General features: G+C 56.3%; 16 protein-coding genes and 1 riboswitch. Of the genes, 5 read left to right on the forward strand and 11 right to left on the reverse strand.

Annotated elements, in window-relative coordinates:
- The first annotated feature begins 127 nt into the window (after positions 1-127).
- On the forward strand, positions 128-898 hold the full coding sequence (locus M2406_RS12305; protein WP_259190200.1) for a DedA family protein: 771 nt from the start codon (positions 128-130) through the stop codon (positions 896-898).
- Positions 899-925: 27 nt separating this feature from the next.
- On the opposite strand, the gene ilvN is transcribed toward M2406_RS12305, so the two are convergent.
- The 7 genes from ilvN to sgrR form a co-directional block, all read right to left on the reverse strand.
- On the reverse strand, positions 926-1,219 hold the full coding sequence (gene ilvN, locus M2406_RS12310) for an acetolactate synthase small subunit (protein ID WP_012005184.1): 294 nt from the start codon (positions 1,217-1,219) through the stop codon (positions 926-928).
- A 3-nt stretch (positions 1,220-1,222) separates the two neighbouring features.
- Positions 1,223-2,917, reverse strand: coding sequence for an acetolactate synthase large subunit (ilvB, locus tag M2406_RS12315; RefSeq protein WP_259190205.1), 1,695 nt, complete (start codon positions 2,915-2,917; stop codon positions 1,223-1,225).
- 111 nt (positions 2,918-3,028) lie between these two features.
- Positions 3,029-3,145: an ilvB operon leader peptide IvbL gene (ivbL, locus tag M2406_RS12320; protein ID WP_208295193.1), complete on the reverse strand. Its 117-nt coding sequence runs from the start codon at positions 3,143-3,145 to the stop codon at positions 3,029-3,031.
- 88 nt (positions 3,146-3,233) lie between these two features.
- Positions 3,234-3,938, reverse strand: coding sequence for a thiamine ABC transporter ATP-binding protein ThiQ (thiQ, locus tag M2406_RS12325; RefSeq protein WP_017891586.1), 705 nt, complete (start codon positions 3,936-3,938; stop codon positions 3,234-3,236).
- A complete protein-coding gene (gene thiP / locus M2406_RS12330) occupies positions 3,925-5,532 on the reverse strand; it encodes a thiamine/thiamine pyrophosphate ABC transporter permease ThiP (RefSeq protein ID WP_012005187.1) in 1,608 nt (535 codons plus the stop codon). The genes thiQ and thiP overlap by 14 nt, the downstream gene beginning before the upstream one ends.
- Positions 5,508-6,494 (reverse strand): thiamine ABC transporter substrate binding subunit, encoded by a 987-nt coding sequence (thiB, locus tag M2406_RS12335; protein ID WP_012005188.1) that lies wholly within the window; start codon positions 6,492-6,494, stop codon positions 5,508-5,510. Before thiB ends, thiP begins: the two co-directional genes overlap by 25 nt.
- A gap of 58 nt (positions 6,495-6,552) precedes the next feature.
- A riboswitch (TPP riboswitch) is annotated at positions 6,553-6,658 on the reverse strand.
- Between the two features lie 37 nt (positions 6,659-6,695).
- Entirely contained in the window at positions 6,696-8,357 is a 1,662-nt protein-coding gene (gene sgrR, locus M2406_RS12340; RefSeq protein WP_115183299.1) for an HTH-type transcriptional regulator SgrR, read from the reverse strand.
- A gap of 90 nt (positions 8,358-8,447) precedes the next feature.
- On the opposite strand from sgrR, the gene sgrT reads away from it, so the two are divergent.
- The 3 genes from sgrT to M2406_RS12355 all read left to right on the forward strand — a co-directional run bounded on the left by sgrT (position 8,448) and on the right by M2406_RS12355 (position 11,591).
- The gene (sgrT, locus tag M2406_RS12345; RefSeq protein ID WP_012005190.1) at positions 8,448-8,621 is read left to right on the forward strand and encodes a glucose uptake inhibitor SgrT; all 174 of its coding nucleotides are present in this window, start codon (positions 8,448-8,450) and stop codon (positions 8,619-8,621) included.
- Between the two features lie 156 nt (positions 8,622-8,777).
- The gene (locus M2406_RS12350) at positions 8,778-9,977 is read left to right on the forward strand and encodes a sugar efflux transporter (protein ID WP_135344678.1); all 1,200 of its coding nucleotides are present in this window, start codon (positions 8,778-8,780) and stop codon (positions 9,975-9,977) included.
- Between the two features lie 141 nt (positions 9,978-10,118).
- Positions 10,119-11,591, forward strand: coding sequence for an anion permease (locus M2406_RS12355; RefSeq protein ID WP_259190208.1), 1,473 nt, complete (start codon positions 10,119-10,121; stop codon positions 11,589-11,591).
- A 49-nt stretch (positions 11,592-11,640) separates the two neighbouring features.
- On the opposite strand, the gene leuD is transcribed toward M2406_RS12355, so the two are convergent.
- From leuD to leuA, 4 genes are read right to left on the reverse strand one after another with little or no spacing between them, the layout of a single operon-like run.
- Positions 11,641-12,243: a 3-isopropylmalate dehydratase small subunit gene (leuD, locus tag M2406_RS12360; RefSeq protein ID WP_259190209.1), complete on the reverse strand. Its 603-nt coding sequence runs from the start codon at positions 12,241-12,243 to the stop codon at positions 11,641-11,643.
- A gap of 11 nt (positions 12,244-12,254) precedes the next feature.
- The gene (gene leuC, locus M2406_RS12365) at positions 12,255-13,655 is read right to left on the reverse strand and encodes a 3-isopropylmalate dehydratase large subunit (RefSeq protein ID WP_259190211.1); all 1,401 of its coding nucleotides are present in this window, start codon (positions 13,653-13,655) and stop codon (positions 12,255-12,257) included.
- Position 13,656: 1 nt separating this feature from the next.
- Positions 13,657-14,748 carry a 3-isopropylmalate dehydrogenase gene (gene leuB / locus M2406_RS12370; protein ID WP_012005195.1) on the reverse strand — a complete coding sequence of 364 codons (1,092 nt, stop codon included), beginning with the start codon at positions 14,746-14,748 and terminating at the stop codon, positions 13,657-13,659.
- A gap of 2 nt (positions 14,749-14,750) precedes the next feature.
- Entirely contained in the window at positions 14,751-16,325 is a 1,575-nt protein-coding gene (gene leuA, locus M2406_RS12375) for a 2-isopropylmalate synthase (protein WP_012005196.1), read from the reverse strand.
- A gap of 878 nt (positions 16,326-17,203) precedes the next feature.
- Here leuA and leuO point away from each other — a divergent pair.
- Positions 17,204-18,151: a transcriptional regulator LeuO gene (gene leuO, locus M2406_RS12380; protein ID WP_259190213.1), complete on the forward strand. Its 948-nt coding sequence runs from the start codon at positions 17,204-17,206 to the stop codon at positions 18,149-18,151.
- The last annotated feature ends 330 nt before the right edge of the window (positions 18,152-18,481 follow it).

Consider the following 18,481-nt stretch of genomic DNA (forward strand, 5'->3'; position numbering starts at 1 on the left):
TTTTATACAGTGATTGTCCATTGCCGCACAGTTCTGCCAAAAACGCATACAATTCACCGGTTGACTCGTTCCCGGCCGCACCTGACAATCCCACGCCCACGCGCTTTGGATAACCAACAGAGGTTTAATGGAAGCCTATTTACAGCATTTGATTACCCAGTCTTTGGCTTTCACTCTGATGGTGGTCATGTTCGTCGCGTTTCTGGAATCTCTGGCGCTGGTAGGGTTGTTGCTGCCCGGAACGGTGATGATGGCCAGCATCGGCGCGCTGATCGGCAGTGGCCAGGTGGACTTCTATTATGCCTGGGCGGCGGGGATCGTCGGTTGCCTGTTGGGGGACTGGATCTCCTACTTTATCGGCCGCGCGTTCAAAGGGCCGCTGCACCGCTGGTCGTTCCTGAAAAAGAACAAGGCGATGCTCGACAAGACCGAGCACGCGCTGCATCAACATAGTATGGCAACCATTCTGATTGGTCGTTTTATCGGCCCGACGCGCCCGCTGGTGCCGATGGTGGCCGGAATGCTGGACTTGCCGCCGTACAAATTCGCATTGCCGAACATTATCGGCTGTATCACCTGGCCGCCGGTCTATTTCTTCCCGGGCATTCTGGCCGGCGTGGCCATCGACATTCCCGCCAGCGCCAACAGTGCCTTATTCAAATGGCTGCTGTTTGCGGTGGCGATGCTGATTTGGCTGGCCGCCTGGCTGAGCTGGCGCTGGTGGCGTGAAGGTAAACGCTGCAATGACCGCTTGAGCCGCTGGCTGTCGCCACTGCGGCTGCGGATAGCCTGCGTGCTGAGCTGGATCCTGGCGATCGGCACCTTTTATTACCTGCATCAACAGCCGCTGATGCCGGTTTACCGGCATTTGCTGTGGAAGGTGCTGGCCGGTCAGTGACAAGGGGGCGTAACGCCCCTCTGTACATTACTGGAAGAAGGCTTCCAACTGTTCGAACACCCGCACGTCCTCGCTATGGCGTTTTACCTGCAGCACATCTTCGAGTTTTTCTACCTGACTTATCATCTGCATCAGCCGCTGATCGTCCGCCACCAATAGCCAGATACGGCTCTGTTTGCCGTCTTTCAGCGGCAGACACAAAATACCCTCTACGTTGAAGGCACGGCGGGCAAACAGGCCGCACACGTGCGACATCACGCCGGGATGGTTACGTACCGTCAGTTCCAGGATCACCTGTGGATTATTCAATTGTTCTGACATGGCTTATTCTCCAATCATGTCGATGTTGGCGGCACCCGGCGGCACCATCGGGAACACTTTTTCATTGATATCAATCAGCGCGTGGATCAAACAAGGGCCAGGCCGTTGGATCGCCTCGGCCAGCGCGGCTTGCGGATCTTCTGCGGCGTTCAAATCACAGGTGTCCAGCCCGAAACCGGCGGCAATCTTGATAAAGTCGGTACGCTTGGGATAGGCGGCGGCAAAAATGCGCTGCTGGTAGAACAGCGTTTGCTGCTGATGCACCAGCCCCAACGCCTGGTTGTTCATCAGGATAATTTTCACGTCAAGATCATGCTCGACGGCGGTGGCCATTTCCTGAATGTTCATCATCAGGCTGCCGTCACCGGAGAAGCACAGCACCTTGCGCTGCGGTTCGGCCAGGGCTGCACCTATCGCTGCCGGCAGACCGAAGCCCATGGTGCCCAATCCGCCGGAGGTCAGCCACTGGCGCGGACGGCTCAGCGGGTAGGCCTGCGCCACCCACATCTGATGCTGGCCCACGTCGGTGGTGATAATGGCGCTTTCATCCACGCAGCGCGCAGCAGCCAGCACCAGCCCATAGTGGCTCAGAGGATCTTCGGCATTCGGCATGCTGAACGGGAACTCGCGCTTCAGGTCGTTGACGGTGTCCAGCCATTCGCTGCGTGGCTGAGCCTCAATCTGTGGTAACAGCTGTTGCAATACCTGGCCAACGTCGGCGTGAATGGCAATGTTGGCCTGCTTCACCTTGCCCAGTTCGGCACGGTCGATATCCACGTGAATGATGGCGGCGTTCGGGCAGAACTGTTCGGTTTTGCCAATCGCCCGATCGTCAAAGCGGGCGCCCAGTACGATCAGCAGGTCGGCCTCTTGCAGAATAAAGTTGGTGCTGCGTGCGGCATGCATCCCCAGCATACCCAGCGACAGCGGGTGCTGCACCGGCATGGCACCCAACGCCATCAGCGTCATGGTAGTCGGCAGGTTGGCGCGTTCCGCCAGCTCAATCGCCTGTTGGTAAGCATTGGCGCAGATGATGCCGCCACCCAGATACAGTACCGGGCGTTTGGCCTGATTGATCATTGCGGCGGCCTGCGCTACGGCTGCGGTCTCGAAGGCCGGTGCCGCGTCGGGAATAGCTATCGGCGGCAGTTCATCCAGAGTGATCACCGCGGTTTGCACGTCCTTCGGTACGTCGATCCACACCGGGCCAGGGCGGCCGGATTCGGCAATACGGAACGCGTCGCAAATCACCTGCGGCAGTTCACGGATATCGCGAACCAAATGGTTGTGCTTGGTGATAGGAATCGAGATGCCGTAGGTATCCACTTCCTGGAAGGCGTCGGTACCGATCATCGAAGACGGCACCTGGCCGGTGATACACACCAGAGGGATGGAATCGAGCTTGGCGTCGGCGATAGCGGTGACCAGATTGGTGGCCCCCGGCCCGCTGGAGGCGATGCACACCGCCGCCTTGCCATTGGCGCGTGCCATGCCCTGTGCCATAAAGCCAGCGCCCTGTTCGTGGCGGGCCAGTACGTGATGAATGCGGGTGCTTTGGCTCAGTGCGTCATACAGCGGCAGTGCAGCGCCGCCGGGAATGCCGGCAATGGTGGTGATGCCCTGACGTTCCAACAGGTGGACGATCAACTGTGCGCCGGTGAAGCTGTTGCCTTGCTGTGGCGTGCCCGAAATTGCCATGTTCCTATCCTTTCTCAAGGCCGGTTCGCTTTTCTGGGCAGGGGACTGAAACTAAAAACCCCGCCCGGTTTGCGCCGGCGGGGTTTGGGAATCGATGCGTTGATTCGGACCCTACGGCGCATTGCCGACGACCACCACCACACGCACGACGACCATCACCGCGGCTGGTAGCGCGGTAACTAGTAGGGTCGAAGTCAGCGAGGATGCGATCACAGGGAACCTTATCATCAGTAAAAAAAGTCAGGTTTTTATAAAACCACAGGCGCAAAATTCACACAACAGGTTTATTTGCGTAGCATAAAAAACGCGCTGCAGATCACGGTTTGTGTGAAATGCCCAGCACCCTGGCTTCCGGTGCGCTGCCGTCCAGCAACGCCTGCGTTGGGCCGTCGTAAAAAATGCGGCCATCGACCACCAGCAGGGTACGTGGGGCGATACGCGCGGCGTCATCCAGATTGTGCGATACCATCAGCAGCGTCAGGTTACGTTGGTCGCACACCTCTTGCAGCAGTTGCAGCATCTCATTGCGTAATGCCGGATCGAGCGCCGAAAAAGGTTCGTCGAGCAGCAGGATCGGCCGCTGGCGGATCAGACAGCGCGCCAAAGCGGCACGCTGGCGCTGGCCACCAGAAAGCTGGGACGGCAGACGCGACAGATGTTCTTCCAGTCCCACCTGGCGGGCAATTTGCGCTAATTGCTGCTTTTGATCGTTATTCAGCCGCAACCCCGGATCCAGACCCAGCCCGATATTCTGCTCTACCCTCAGGTGAGCAAACAGGTTGTTTTCCTGAAACAGCATCGAGACCGGGCGTTTGGCCGGTGGCGTGGCGGTGTGATCGCTGCCGTCGAGCCGCAACCTGCCGCTGGCAGCCGGCAGGAACCCGGCAATCAGGCTGAGCAGCGTGCTTTTGCCCGCGCCGCTGGGGCCAAGCACCGCAACACGTTCGCCAGGCGCAATGTGCAGGTCAAAGCGCATCGGCAGGTGTTCATACAGGTAGGTCAGTTTTTCAAGCTCTATCATGGCGGCCCGGTAAGCGTTCAATCAGGGTAAACAGCAGGAAGCACAACAGCAGCAACAACAGGGCGGTGACCGCGCCATCATTGCTGCGATAGGCACCGATCTGTTGATACAGGTAGTAAGGCAGAGTGCGGAAGTGCTCGTTGCCGAACAGGGCGACGACGCCGAAATCGCCAATCGACAGTACGCAGGCGAAGGCCAGCGCCTGGGCCAGTGGGCGGCGCAATGCTTTCAGTTCGATAAGCCGCAGTCGCTGCCAGCCGTGGATATCCAGCGACAGGCACAGTGGGTTGTAGCGTTCGGCCAGGTCGCGCATCGGGTTTTCCAGCACTTTCAGCGCGTAGGGCACCGCCATCAGTGCATTGGTAAGGATCACCAGCGCATACGGCGACTGCGGCAGCCCGACGGTGTCACTCAACAGCAGGAAGAAACCGGTCGCCAGCACGATGCCTGGCATTGCCAGGATCACCATGCCACTTAGCTCAAGTCGCTGGCCCCAGCGCAGCCGCTGTTGCAGCTTCAGCTCACGACTGCTCCACAGCAGCATCATGGTCAGTAGCACGCACAGTACGCCGGCACCGAGAGCAATGCGTAATGAGGTGAATAACGCCTGCCACAGCACAGGCTGTTGCAGCACGCTGACCAGGCTTTGGTTGGCACCGTCGGCAATCACCGCCAGCAGTGGGGGTAACAGCAGTAGCAGGGCGGCAGCGATCAGCAGAAAATCGCTAACGCGGCGCCACAGGCTGTCTTCCGGATTACGCCAGATGTGGGCGTGCGTGTTACCAACGGGGAGTGCCTGGCTTAACCGCTGGCTGAGCACCACCAGCCCCAGGCAGCAGGCCAGTTGGATCAGCGCCAGCAGCGCGGCACGGCTGAGATCGTAGTCGTAGCTGAGCGCCTGGTAGATAGCCAATTCGATGGTGGTGGCCTGCGGCCCGCCGCCCAGTGACAATACGGTGGCGAAACTGGCAAAGCACAGCATAAAGATTAGCGCACCGCTCGGCAGGATCTGGCGGCGTAGTGCCGGCCACTCGACAAAGCGGAACTGCTGCCGACCGCTCATGCCAAGCTGCGCAGCCAGTTGACGCTGTTCGACCGGAATGTTTTCCAGCGCCTGTAACAGCAGGCGGGTCGCCAGCGGCAGGTTGAAGAACATATGGGCCAACAGAATGCCCTGCAGGCCATAGGGGGAGAAACTGTAGTTAATGCCGAGCCAACCGCATATCGCGGCCAGCCAGCCTTGTCGGCCATAAACACTGAGCAGGCCGAACACCGCCACCAGTACCGGCAGCACCAGCGTCATGGCGCACAGTCGTAGCAGCAATTGGCGGCCAGGGAAACGGCGACGGAACAGCGCTCGCGCCAGCAGGATAGCGGGCAGCACCGAGATCAGTGCCGACAGCAACGCCTGCCAGAAGGTGAAACGCACCACGTGCCACAGGTAGCTGTCCTGCCACAGACCCTGCCAGTCGCTTTCGGGCGCGTGTCGCCACAGCGAACCCATCGCCAGTACGGCGATGGTCAGGATCAGGCCGGAAGCCAGCAGCCCCGGCCATAGCCAGCGTGGGATCAGTGGCTGACGGCGGTTTGCCATGCCCGGATCCAGTTGCCGCGTTGTTTGGCCACTTCTTCAGCGCTGTATTGCAACGCGGTCTGCGGTACGGTCATTTGCTCAAACCCGGCCGGCAGCTGGGTTTTGATCACCGGATACATCCAGTTGCCGGTGGGAATGCTGTTCTGGAACGCCGGGGTCACCATAAATTGCATAAACCGCTCTGCCAACTCCGGCTGTTTGCCGGCCTTGAGTTTGCCTGCCACTTCGACCTGCAGGTAGTGGCCTTCGCTGAAGTTAGCGGCGGCGTAGCTGTCTTTCTTTTCTTCAATCAGATGGTAGGCCGGAGAGGTGGTGTAGCTGAGTACCAGGTCGCCTTCGCCTTTCAGGAACAGGCCGTAAGCCTCACTCCAGCCCTTGGTCACGGTGACGGTTTTCTTTGCCAGCTTTTGCCAGGCTTCGGGGGCCTTGTCGCCATAGACTTTCTGCATCCACAACAGCAGGCCGAGGCCCGGCGTGCTGGTACGCGGATCTTCGTAAATCACCTTCCAGTTCTGGTCACTGTCGACCAGTTCCTGCAGGCTTTTGGGCGGGTTCTTCAGTTTTTCTTTGTTGTAAACGAAGGCAAAGTAGCCGTAGTCATAAGGCACGAAGGTTTTATCCTGCCAGCCGCCGGGCACGCTCAGTTTGGTGCTGTCGACGTTGCTTGGCGCAAATAAACCGGTTTGTTGCGCGGCCTGCAGCAAATTGTTGTCCAGCCCCAACACCACGTCGGCGGCGCTGTTTTTTCCTTCCATGCGCAGGCGGTTAAGCAGCGAAACGCCGTCTTCCAGCGCGACAAACTTCAGCTCACAGTCACACTGGGCTTCAAAGGCTTTTTTGACCGCCGGGCCAGGGCCCCAGTCGGCAGCGAAAGAGTCATAGGTGTAGACCGTCAGTACCGGTTTGGCGAACACCGGTGCGGCGCACAACAACAGTAACAAGGGCAGGCTTTTTTTGACCACTTTGCACTCCTGAAAATTTAGGGGGGCAAGGGTATCTGAGGGGGCGAGCGGCGGCTGCCGGTTCGCTGGGCTCAAATCCCTCCGCCGGTATTGACCGGATCAGGTTCGACGGGTTTGTTCTCAGCAAAATCGGCACGCCGCATTTTGCACCCCGTTGAGACGGCGTCATTGTAAAGACTAACGGGCGTCGGTGAAAGGCGCTTATGCTTCCGGCGGCGCAAACCAGGCGGATTTAAAATCAAACCAGCCCAGGGTATTCATCCGTACGCCGCGCATGCTGCGCTGGCCGTGCAATTGCAACCAGTGGTGGAACAGCGGGTGTAACTGATGATTGCTGACCAGGCGCTGGCAAAAATCGGCCAGCGGCAGGCTATTGGCGCGCCACAACGCGGCATCCTCAGCGAGATCTTCGTTCATGCAGTGCTGCATCAGCGGCAGTTCATACAGGGTGGCGAACAGCGAGAACTCCAGCGGCAGATAGAAGTTGGCGCTGCCGAGCCACAAATCGCTGATGGCTTCGCCTTTATGCCAGGTGTCGTAATCCACGGCCTGGATCTTCAGCTTGATACCCTGCTGCGCCAGCAGGGGTTCGATCGCCAACTGAATGGCGTGGAACTCCGAGTGCTCGCTGTAGTAAGTCAACGTCAGCTCGGTCAGCCCGTCCGGTTTGGGCAATTGTGCCAGTGCGCGGTTGTGATGCCAGCGCGGCAGAAGGCCGTAGGCCGGCGACCAATAGCGTTGATAGACCGGGCCGGCATTGCTCAGCAGCGCAATGGGGTTGATCAACTCGCACAGCCAACTGCGAATGGCCGGATCGGCCGCCAGTGGCGAACGCTGATCGAACAGCAGGAAATAACAGCCTTCTTCCAGCCGGCTTTCCAGTTCGTTTTTGCCGGTGTCGTCCGCCTGCAACTGGACGCCGGAATGCACCAGTTCTTCGGTCACTTCCGGCAGTACCCAGATATTCACCTCATCGATCAGCGCGCGGTAGCCAAAGTAATCGTCAAAGGCGTGGATTTTCATCTGGCTGCGGTGGTTGCGTACCACGCTATATGGCCCGGTGCCCACCGGGTGGCGCGAGAAGTCCGGCAGGCTTTGCCATTCGCGCGGCAGGATCATCGCGGGCACGCTGCCCAGCAGCCACGGCAGCCAGTAATCGGGACTGTGCAAATGCACGTCGATCACATAAGGCGTCGGTGAGGTCACGCGTTCGAGATGTGAAAACAGTGGCTGTGGCATCAAACGGGTAAGCGAGCTGATGACATCCTCCATTTCCAGCTCGCGGCCATGGTGAAAATGAATCGCCGGGCGGAGATAAAAACGCCAATGCAGCGGGGTCAAAGCTTGCCAGTGATGCGAAAGATCAGACTCCAGTTCCCCGTTTTCCTCGTTTATGCGCGTCAGGCCGCTGAAAATCTGCCGTGCCAGATGGGTTTCCGAACGCCGCAGCGCCGAGCCGGGCAGCAGGTTGTACAACTGGCGATAGTAGAGCACCCGCAGGATGTGTTTCCCCTGGCGAAAGCTGCGTCCCAGTTGGGACAGCAACATTTGGCGCACCACGTTTTTATCGCCGACCAGTTGCACCAGTTGATCGATACGGTCTTGCTCCAGCAATTCCTCTGCCCGCTGTTGCTGCAGTGCCAGACCGGTGTAGTGAAAGGTGAGCCGTGAACGCTTGCCGCGCCCGGACTCGGCCTGCCAGGTTAACCAGCCCTGGTGCTGCATGGCGCCCAGTAGCGAACGCACGTGGCGGCGCGAACAGCTGAGCACTTCGGCCAGCTCCTGCAGGGTAGTTTCGGTCGGCTCGCCGTGGCAGCGCTGCCACAGGCGAATGAACTGCTGTTGCAATCTGGAGGTGGACATAAAAGAGGAACGCTCCGGCATCAACCCATCAATTTATCTTTCCCTATATTACGCCGATAATTTTCCTCAATGAAAGGGGGAGGGCGACGGATGAAGGTTTTCTTGTCAAAACAGTTCTATCAGCGCTATTTCAGCGCGGTGCGTCGCCAGCGGGCCGATTGGTTGGGGCTGGTGCCTGAACAGGCGCGGCTGGAGATGCTGGCCCATCTGACCCAGTGGGACATCCACTCCATGACGGATAAGCAATACCGTGAGCATCTGTGAGGCTCGGGTAGAAAAAGTTTCTGAGTAATGGTGTTGTTCACCAGCCAGTGGGATCATACCCACTGGTTTTTTTATTCTCGGTCGCGGGGATATTCTTGCAATTTTGCCACCGTAGCCTAAGGTTCTGTCTTCCGCTTTAGGGTCAGGAACGAAGAGATGAAACGTCAGCGCTGGCTGCCACGCCGCTTTAATCCCGTCTTTGCCGCATTCCTGCTGATTGCCTTTCTTTCCGGCATTGCCGGCGCGCTTTTGGCGCCGACGCTGAGCCTGTTCCTGACCACCGAGGTCAAGGTGCGGCCGCTGTGGGTTGGCCTGTTCTATACCGTCAACGCCATTGTCGGCATCGCGGTCAGTTTCCTGTTGGCCAAGCGTTCGGATACGCGCGGCGATCGTCGAAAGTTGATTTTGCTGTGCTGCCTGATGGCGGTCGGTAACTGCCTGCTGTTTGCCTTTAACCGTGACTACCTGACGCTGATCACCGCCGGGGTATTGCTGTCGGCGATTGCCAATACCGCGATGCCGCAGATTTTTGCGCTGGCACGAGAATATGCAGACAGCTCGGCGCGCGAAGTGGTGATGTTCAGCTCGGTGATGCGTGCACAACTGTCGCTGGCCTGGGTGATTGGCCCGCCGCTGTCATTTACGCTGGCGCTGAACTACGGGTTTACCTGGATGTTCATGATTGCCGCTGCGACCTTCGCGATTTGCGCCTTGCTGGTGTGGTTTACCCTGCCTTCTGTGCCACGTGCGGAGCACAGTAGTACGGAGCTGAACGCTACTGCTTCGGTTCCGATGGCCCCCGTCAGCGCCTGGCGTAACCGCGATGTACGTCGTTTGTTTATTGCGTCGATGCTGATGTGGACTTGCAACACCATGTATATCATCGATATGCCGCTGTATATCACCGCCGATTTGGGCCTGCCGGAAAACCTGGCGGGGCTGCTGATGGGCACGGCCGCCGGGCTGGAGATCCCGGCGATGTTGCTGGCGGGTTACTACGTCAAACGATTCGGCAAGCGCAATATGATGCTGTTCGCCGTGGCGGCCGGCATCCTGTTTTATGCCGGATTGGTGGTGTTTAAATTTAAGCTGGCGCTGATGGTATTACAGCTGTTCAACGCCATATTTATCGGCATCATCGCCGGTATTGGCATGCTCTATTTCCAGGACCTGATGCCGGGACGACCAGGTGCGGCGACCACGCTGTTTACCAACAGTATTTCCACCGGGGTGATCCTGGCCGGGGTGCTGCAGGGGGCGCTGGTGGAAAACCTGGGGCACTATGCGGTTTACTGGTTGGCGACTGTCCTGGCAGTAGTGGCGCTGTGGATGAGTGCCCGCGTGCGGGAAGTGTGAGCTTAAACGTCACCAACCTTGACGCATATCATTGAGAACATTACGCCCGCCCCCCAAGCTGAACGGACCCGGAACGCGATAAGTGCGTTCCCGCCCATCTTGCTGCCAAGATGCCGATCCGTTTAGAAAAGTGGGTATGTTATGGATAAACTAACGCCGCTCAAGCCCGTTCCTTCTTTGTGTGCCGTCGCCGCTGCTTTACTCATCTGGTTTGTGATCCCGGTGCCTGAAGGCGTGGCACCCAATGCCTGGCATTTGCTGGCGCTGTTTATCGGTACCATCATCGCCATCATCGGCAAAGCGATGCCGATTGGTGCCGTTTCGGTGGTGGCGATCGCGTTGGTGGCGGTAACCGGCGTCACCAATCCCGGCAAACCCGGTGCTGCGCTCAATGACGCGCTGAGCGGATTTTCCAACCAGTTGATCTGGCTGATTGGTTTTTCGATCATGATCTCACTCAGCCTGAACAAAACCGGGCTGGGGGCGCGTATCGGTTATTACTTCATCTCGCTGTTTGGTAAAAAGACGCTGGGGATCGCCTATGCATTGACGCTGGCGGAAACTACCCTGGCGCCGGTGACCCCAAGTAATACCGCGCGTGGCGGCGGGATTATCCACCCGATCATGAAGTCGATTGCCGACAGCTTCGGCTCCAAACCCGAGCTCAATACCTCCGGCAAGATTGGCCGCTATCTGTCGCTGGTCAATTACAATATCAACCCGATCACTTCGGCGATGTTTATCACCGCTACCGCGCCGAACCCGTTGATTGTCAGCCTGATTGCCAAGGGCACTCATGGCAACTTCGAGCTGTCCTGGTCCATGTGGGCGGTGGCGGCACTGGTGCCTGGGCTGTGCTCGCTGATTGTCATGCCCTTGGTGATTTACCTGCTCTACCCGCCGGAGGTGAAAAGCACTCCGGACGCGCCGCGTTTCGCTCGTGAAAAGTTGCAGGCCCTGGGGCCGGTAACGCTGCCGGAGAAAATCACTCTGGCGGTGTTTGCCTTGCTGCTGGTGCTGTGGGCCGGTATTCCGGCGATGTTCTTCGGCCCGGCACTGGCGGTTAACCCAACCACGGCGGCGCTGATTGGTCTGGCGGTGTTGCTGGCGACCGGGGTATTGAGCTGGGAAGATGTGCTCAGGCACAAGGGTGCCTGGGACACGGTGGTGTGGTTTTCCGCGTTGGTGATGATGGCCAGCTTCCTCGGCAAGTTGGGGCTGATTGGTTGGCTGTCGCAAACCGTGGGCAACGGTATTGATCATATGGGAATGAGTTGGGTTGGCGGCACCATCCTGTTGACCCTTATCTATCTGTATTCGCATTACTTCTTTGCCAGCACCACCGCGCACGTTACCGCCATGTTTGCCGCGTTCTTTGCCGCCGGCATTGCACTGGGTGCTCCGCCCGCGCTGCTGGGCTTGATCCTGGCGTTCTCTTCCTCGCTGATGATGTCGCTGACCCACTACGGTACCGGCACGGCACCGATTGTCTTTGGCTCCGGCTATGCGACTTTGGGTGAGTGGTGGAAAGCCGGTTTTGTGATGAGCGTGGTCAACCTGCTGATTTGGATATTGATTGGTGGGGCTTGGTGGAAGTGGCTGGGCTACTGGTAAACGGTTATTAATAATAAAAAACACCCGCCAGGTGGCGGGTATGTGAATATCAGTTCAGGAAGGCGGGCTGCTGCGCCTCGTAGCGGGAAATATCCGCTTCGTGCTGCAGCGTCAGGCCGATACTGTCCAGCCCGTTAATCATGCAGTGACGGCGGAAGCTATCAATCTCGAACGGATAGCTTCTGCCACCGGCTTTGACCGTCTGGTTTTCCAAATCAACTTCAAATTCAATGCCTTCATTGGCAGTCACCAGCTGGAACAGCGTTTCCACGTCCTGTTCGCTCAGCTTAACCGGCAGCAGCTGGTTATTGAGCGAGTTGCCGTAGAAGATATCGGCAAAGCTGGGGGCAATCACCACTCTAAAACCATAGTCGGTCAGCGCCCAGGGCGCATGCTCGCGTGATGAGCCGCAGCCGAAGTTTTCCCGGGCCAGCAAAATGCTGGCACCTTTGTAGCGCGGTTTATTCAGGACAAACTCCGGGTTTGGCTGCTGGCCGGCATCGTCCAGAAAACGCCAGTCATTAAACAGGTGCTTACCAAAACCGGTGCGGGTCACCTTCTGCAAAAACTGTTTTGGAATAATGGCATCGGTATCGACGTTCGCCGCATCCAAAGGCACCACTAAACCGGTATGTTGAGTAAATTTAGCCACGGTAGCCTTCCTTAGTGAATATCACGGATATCGGCGAAATGACCGGCAATAGCGGCCGCAGCGGCCATTGCCGGGCTGACCAGGTGAGTACGCCCACCGCGGCCCTGACGCCCTTCAAAGTTACGGTTGCTGGTGGAGGCACAGCGTTCGCCGGGGTTCAGGCGGTCGTTGTTCATCGCCAGACACATTGAGCAGCCCGGCAGGCGCCATTCAAAACCGGCATCGATAAAGATTTTATCCAGGCCTTCGGCTTCTGCCTGCGCTTTTACCGGGCCGGAGCCGGGTACCACGATGGCCTGAACACCGCTGGCAACCTTGCGGCCCTTGGCGATGGCAGCCGCTGCGCGCAAGTCTTCAATGCGTGAGTTGGTGCAGGAACCGATAAAGACTTTGTCGATCGGCACTTCTGTCAGTTTGATGCCCGGTTTCAGGTCCATATAGGCCAGGGCTTTTTCGGCCGAGGCACGCTCACCCGGATCGCTGAAGGACTCAGGGGCCGGGATGGTCTGGTTGACGGCGATAACCTGCCCAGGGTTGGTTCCCCAGGTCACCTGCGGCGCGATGTCTTCAGCACGCAGGGTGACAACGGTATCGAACTTGGCATCGTCGTCGGATTTCAGCGTGCGCCAGTAGGCAACGGCCTGTTCCCAGTTGCTGCCGGTTGGCGCAAACTGACGGCCCTTCAGGTAATCAAAGGTGGTGTCGTCCGGCGCAACCAGCCCGGCTTTGGCACCCATTTCGATCGCCATGTTGCACAGCGTCATGCGGCCTTCCATGCTCAACGCCTGAATGGCCTTGCCACAGAATTCCACTACGTGGCCGGTGCCGCCGGCGCTGCCGGTTTTGCCGATCACCGCCAGTACGATGTCTTTCGCCGTGATGCCTTCCGCGGCGTTGCCGGTCACTTCAATTTTCATGGTCTTGGCGCGGCCCTGCTTCAGGGTTTGGGTCGCCAACACGTGCTCCACTTCGGAGGTGCCGATACCAAACGCCAGCGAACCGAAAGCCCCGTGAGTCGCGGTGTGGGAGTCGCCGCAGACGATGGTCATACCCGGCAGTGTCATGCCCTGCTCTGGGCCGATCACGTGTACGATGCCCTGGTATGGGTGGTTCAGGTCATACAGCAATACGCCAAACTCTTCGCAGTTCTTGATCAGTTCCTGCATCTGAATGCGTGCCATCTCGCCGCTGGCGTTGATGTCTTTGGTTTGGGTAGAGACGTTGTGGTCCATGGTGGCAAAAGTCTTGCCCGGCTGGCGCACTTTGCGGCCCATGGCGCGCAGGCCATCGAATGCCTGAGGCGAAGTCACTTCGTGTACCAGGTGGCGATCGATATATAACAGCGGGGTTTCTTCCGGCGCTGAGTACACCACGTGGGCATCGTATAATTTCTGATATAAAGTTTTAGACATGTTATGCCCCCTGAGCGACAAAGCGGGCGATGATGTCACCCATTTCATCGGTGCTGATGGCTGGGCCGACACCGGCCAGATCGGCGGTACGGTAACCTTGTTCCAGTGCCTGATTGATGGCGTGCTCAACGGCGTCGGCCGCCTCTGTGGCGCCCAGGCTGTAACGCAGCAGCAGGGTGGCAGACAGGATCTGGGCGATTGGGTTGGCAATGCCTTTACCCGCGATATCCGGCGCTGAGCCACCGGCCGGCTCATACAGACCAAAGCCCTGTTCGTTCAGGCTGGCGGAAGGCAGCATGCCCATCGAACCGGTGATCATCGCACATTCGTCGGACAGAATGTCGCCGAACAGGTTGGAGCACAGCAGCACGTCGAACTGGGACGGGTCTTTGATCAACTGCATGGTGGCGTTGTCGATGTACATATGTGACAGCGACACGTCCGGGTAATCCTGGGCGACCTGATTAACCACTTCGCGCCACAAAATGGAGCTTTGCAGTACGTTGGCCTTATCAATCGAGGTCACTTTGTTGCGACGCTTGCGGGCAGACTCAAAGGCGATGCGTGCAATGCGCTCGATCTCGAAGCGGTGATACACCTCGGTATCGAAGGCGCGTTCCTGCATACCCTGGCCTTCGCGGCCTTTAGGCTGGCCAAAGTAAATACCGCCGGTCAGTTCACGCACGCACAGAATATCGAAACCACGTGCGGCGATATCGGCTCGCAGTGGGCAGAACTCTTCCAGCCCCTGATACAAACGGGCAGGGCGCAGGTTGCTGAACAGTTTGAAGTGTTTACGCAACGGCAGCAAAGCGCCACGTTCAGGCTGCTCTGCCGGTGGCAGGTGTTCCCACTTCGGGCCACCGACCGAGCCGAACAGGATGGCATCGGCCTGCTCGCAACCGGCGAGGGTAGCCGGAGGCAGCGGGCTGCCATGGCGATCGATGGCGATGCCACCGACGTCATACTCGGCTTCAGTGATGCGGATATCAAAGCGCTGACGCACTGCGTTCAACACTTTACGCGCCTGGGCCATTACTTCCGGGCCGATTCCGTCTCCGGGCAAGACGGCAATGTGGTAGGTCTTCGTCATGTTCACACCGTTTCCTGATTATTTTGATGTTTGCTTTGCTGCAGACGCTGTTTTTCTTTTTCTACCTGCTGGGAGCGCCAAATATTATTTAATACGTGAACCATCGCCTTGGCGGAGGATTCTACAATGTCGGTCGCCAGACCCACGCCGTGGAAGCGGCGGCCGTTGTAGGACACCACGATATCCACCTGGCCCAGTGCGTCACGGCCCTGGCCTTTGGCGGTTAACTGGTATTTCACCAGTTCGATCGGGTATCCGGTAATGCGGTTGATGGCCTGATAAACCGCGTCAACCGGCCCGTTGCCGGTGGCCGCTTCGGCTTTTTCTTCTTCACCGCAGATCAATTTCACCGATGCGGTGGCCATGATGCTGCTGCCTGACTGCACGCTGAAGTAGTCCAGGCTGAAATGCTCGGGTTCTTCCTGCTGCTTATTAATGAAGGCCAGAGCTTCCAGATCGTAATCGAACACCTGACCTTTCTTATCGGCCAGCTTCAGGAAGGCGGCGTACAGGTTGTCCAGGTTGTAGTCCTGTTCTTTGTAGCCCATCCCTTCCATACGGTGTTTCACTGCGGCGCGGCCGGAACGAGAGGTCAGGTTCAACTGCACATCTTTCAGACCTATGGTCTGCGGTGACATGATTTCGTAGTTTTCACGATTTTTCAGCACGCCGTCCTGATGAATGCCAGAAGAGTGGGCGAAGGCATTGGAACCGACGATAGCCTTGTTGGCCGGGATCGGCATGTTGCACAGCTGGCTGACGATTTGGCTGGTGCGGAAAATTTCCTGATGATTGATATTGGTGTGCACGTTCATGATGTCCTGGCGCACTTTGATCGCCATGATCACTTCTTCCAGCGAGGTATTGCCTGCGCGTTCACCAATGCCGTTCAAGGTGCCTTCGACCTGGCGAGCACCCGCCTGCACCGCGGCGATGGAGTTGCCGACCGCCATACCCAGGTCGTCGTGGCAGTGGACGGAGATAATGGCCTTATCGATATTCGGTACGCGGTCATACAGGGTAGTGATAATGCCACCAAACTGGTTCGGCGTGGTGTAGCCCACGGTATCCGGAATGTTAATGGTGGTGGCACCGGCGTTGATCGCGGCTTCTACCACGCGACACAGGTTATCGATTGGCGTACGGCCTGCGTCTTCACAGGAGAATTCTACGTCGTCGGTGTAATTACGGGCGCGTTTCACCGAGCGGATCGCCATCTCCAGCACTTCGTCGAACGAGCGCTTCAGTTTTGATTCAATATGCAGGGTTGAGGTGGCCAGGAACACGTGAATACGGAAGGCTTCGGCTACGCGCAACGCTTCGGCTGCGACGTCGATATCTTTATCCACGCAACGGGCCAGGCCACATACGCGGCTGTTTTTAATCTGGCGCGCGATGGTTTGCACAGATTCAAAATCGCCCGGCGAGGAGACCGGGAAGCCGACTTCCATGACGTCGACACCCATTCTTTCCAGCGCCATCGCGATCTGAATCTTCTCTTTCACGCTCAGGCTGGCTTGCAGCGCTTGTTCACCATCACGCAGCGTTGTATCGAAAATAATGACTTGTTGGCTCATCAGGGTGGTTCCTTATCGTGTTTATTTCACGCTAAGCGGGTAAAAAAAAACCCGCGCAGTAGCGCGGGTTTGTTATGAGGTGGGCTGAATCAGCTCTGAACTGCGTCCACCGGCATACCGCGCAAACAAGATGCGTTAAGTAGTAGGCCTAGTAGACGGAAAGTAGAGTTCATGGCGGTTCAGCTCTCTAAAATAGTTTCGTTGCCTAATTTGATACGTTATTGGCTTGGTTATGTCAACACCTGATTGAAAATGAGGGTACTCCTTTACCTCCAGATTAACGGGCTTTTGCTGGCAGAGGATAGTTCGGTAAAAAATGCTATTGTCAGATAAAAAGTAATGGGGGATTTGCGAGCCTGTTAGCATAAATTAAATGAATATATATCGCCGCAATTGCTTCTGATGTTGATTGGGTTAAAATTAAAGATGCAAAACTGCTGAAGGCGTGCTAGCCAAAAATTAAAAGTGTGGATTTTGTATTCTTGATATCAATATGTTGCTGTCAGCTATGTTTTTTGTGAATTATTCATAAGGCGGACTGGTGTTGGAAAACTATGGGCGTTAATGAATAGAGGGCGGTTATGCATGCTGTATTTAATCGTTTGATTAAATATAAACGGTAAATGATAGTGTGGTGATGGGCTACTACAATGGGGCTATTTTGATGGTGTGCGAGATGACTCTTTGTTAGAAAATAAACCCAGTGTGTATTAGAACAAAATCTTAACCATGTTTGTATATAGGATGATTCTTGCGCTTGGTTTTAAATGAACGGAGCGAGAGATAACTAATTCTACCGTGTGAAATCAAGATGGCGCTGTTTTGTCATTTTTATTGCGCGTGGGGAATTATCTACACAGGACTTAGTGGAGTGGGATATGTCGGAATGTAATTCAGGAGTTGTTATCGATAAAGAAACCAGCGAACTGCATTTGCGCAGCGTCGATCTGAATTTGCTCACCGTGTTTGATGCCGTTATGCAGATGCAGAATATTACCCGGGCAGCGAGCTTTTTGGGGATGTCGCAGCCGGCGGTGAGCAACGCCGTTGCACGTTTAAAGCTGATGTTTAATGACGAGCTGTTCGTCCGCTGTGGGCGTGGGATCCAGCCTACGGTGCGGGCTAAGCAGCTGTTTGGCCCGGTTCGGCAGGCGTTACAGCTGGTGCAAAATGAGCTGCCCGGAGCGGAGTTTGAACCCTTTAGCAGTGAGCGATCTTTCTCTATCGCCATTTGCAGTCCGCTTGATTTGCGTTTGGGGGCTACCATAATCAATCACATGAGGGAAATAGCGCCTCATACCCATTTGAAAATAAAGTCATATATAACCAATAACATCGATAACCAATTACGCTACCAGGAGGTTGAGTTCGTTGTTGGCTATGCCAGTTTTGAGTCTTCAGAGTTTAAAAGTATGGCGCTTTTTGATGACGAGCTGGTGCTGGTATTTTCCAGGAAGCATCCGAGGATAGAAAAATCCATTACGCCGGAACAAATCCTGGCGGAGCAACACGCGGTGGTTTCACTCGAGAGCTTTTATTCTTTCAGTAAGCCCTACTATATAGAAGAAGCTATGCAACGAGTCGTGGCTCAACAATGTACTGATTTATACAGCGTACTGAATATAGTATCCAGTACTGACATGATTGCCATTGTTCCGGCCTGGCTGGCTCGACAGCAGGCTGAATCCTTAAAGCTGCGTTTTATTCCTTTACCCTGGAATGAAAACAAGGTGACCTGTTATCTGTCCTGGCATGAGTCGGCTGAACGGGATAAGGGACATCAATGGATGAAACTGATGCTTGGCCAGTCTGAGTTGACTGAATAAATCAGCCTATTATTACCCCCCGAGGTGGTGGTTTTCCATAGGGGGAATAATTTTCCCGTGCTTTGGTTAAGAATTATCTTGGGTTTATCTAAGATATATCTTGGCTTAACTGTGTTAAATTAACCGCTTCCGAAAGATTTCGATAGTTTCATTAAAAATTATCATTATAAAATTATGTGCTGAGATATTTATTACATCTGGTGTTTTTATCTGTTTCCATCGCTGCCTGTTGAACACCCATTTTGTGAGCTAAATAAAACCTTTTCATCACCCTTCTGTCCAACTGGAGGAGGCGGTGAAATTAACCTGAGTTTTAGCTCACACTTCTAC

Origin of the sequence: Serratia sp. BIGb0163, from assembly GCF_024809935.1 — a bacterium.
GTDB lineage: Bacteria > Pseudomonadota > Gammaproteobacteria > Enterobacterales > Enterobacteriaceae > Serratia > Serratia quinivorans.

What these genes read in the sequence shown, in the direction of transcription:
- M2406_RS12305 (WP_259190200.1), top strand. Translation starts at nt 128, where the DNA reads ATGGAAGCCTATTTACAGCATTTGATTACCCAGTCTTTGGCTTTCACT.
- ilvN (WP_012005184.1), bottom strand. Translation starts at nt 1,219, where the DNA reads ATGTCAGAACAATTGAATAATCCACAGGTGATCCTGGAACTGACGGTA.
- ilvB (WP_259190205.1), bottom strand. Translation starts at nt 2,917, where the DNA reads ATGGCAATTTCGGGCACGCCACAGCAAGGCAACAGCTTCACCGGCGCA.
- ivbL (WP_208295193.1), bottom strand. Translation starts at nt 3,145, where the DNA reads ATGATAAGGTTCCCTGTGATCGCATCCTCGCTGACTTCGACCCTACTA.
- thiQ (WP_017891586.1), bottom strand. Translation starts at nt 3,938, where the DNA reads ATGATAGAGCTTGAAAAACTGACCTACCTGTATGAACACCTGCCGATG.
- thiP (WP_012005187.1), bottom strand. Translation starts at nt 5,532, where the DNA reads ATGGCAAACCGCCGTCAGCCACTGATCCCACGCTGGCTATGGCCGGGG.
- sgrR (WP_115183299.1), bottom strand. Translation starts at nt 8,357, where the DNA reads ATGTCCACCTCCAGATTGCAACAGCAGTTCATTCGCCTGTGGCAGCGC.
- sgrT (WP_012005190.1), top strand. Translation starts at nt 8,448, where the DNA reads ATGAAGGTTTTCTTGTCAAAACAGTTCTATCAGCGCTATTTCAGCGCG.
- M2406_RS12350 (WP_135344678.1), top strand. Translation starts at nt 8,778, where the DNA reads ATGAAACGTCAGCGCTGGCTGCCACGCCGCTTTAATCCCGTCTTTGCC.
- M2406_RS12355 (WP_259190208.1), top strand. Translation starts at nt 10,119, where the DNA reads ATGGATAAACTAACGCCGCTCAAGCCCGTTCCTTCTTTGTGTGCCGTC.
- leuC (WP_259190211.1), bottom strand. Translation starts at nt 13,655, where the DNA reads ATGTCTAAAACTTTATATCAGAAATTATACGATGCCCACGTGGTGTAC.
- leuB (WP_012005195.1), bottom strand. Translation starts at nt 14,748, where the DNA reads ATGACGAAGACCTACCACATTGCCGTCTTGCCCGGAGACGGAATCGGC.
- leuA (WP_012005196.1), bottom strand. Translation starts at nt 16,325, where the DNA reads ATGAGCCAACAAGTCATTATTTTCGATACAACGCTGCGTGATGGTGAA.
- leuO (WP_259190213.1), top strand. Translation starts at nt 17,204, where the DNA reads ATGTCGGAATGTAATTCAGGAGTTGTTATCGATAAAGAAACCAGCGAA.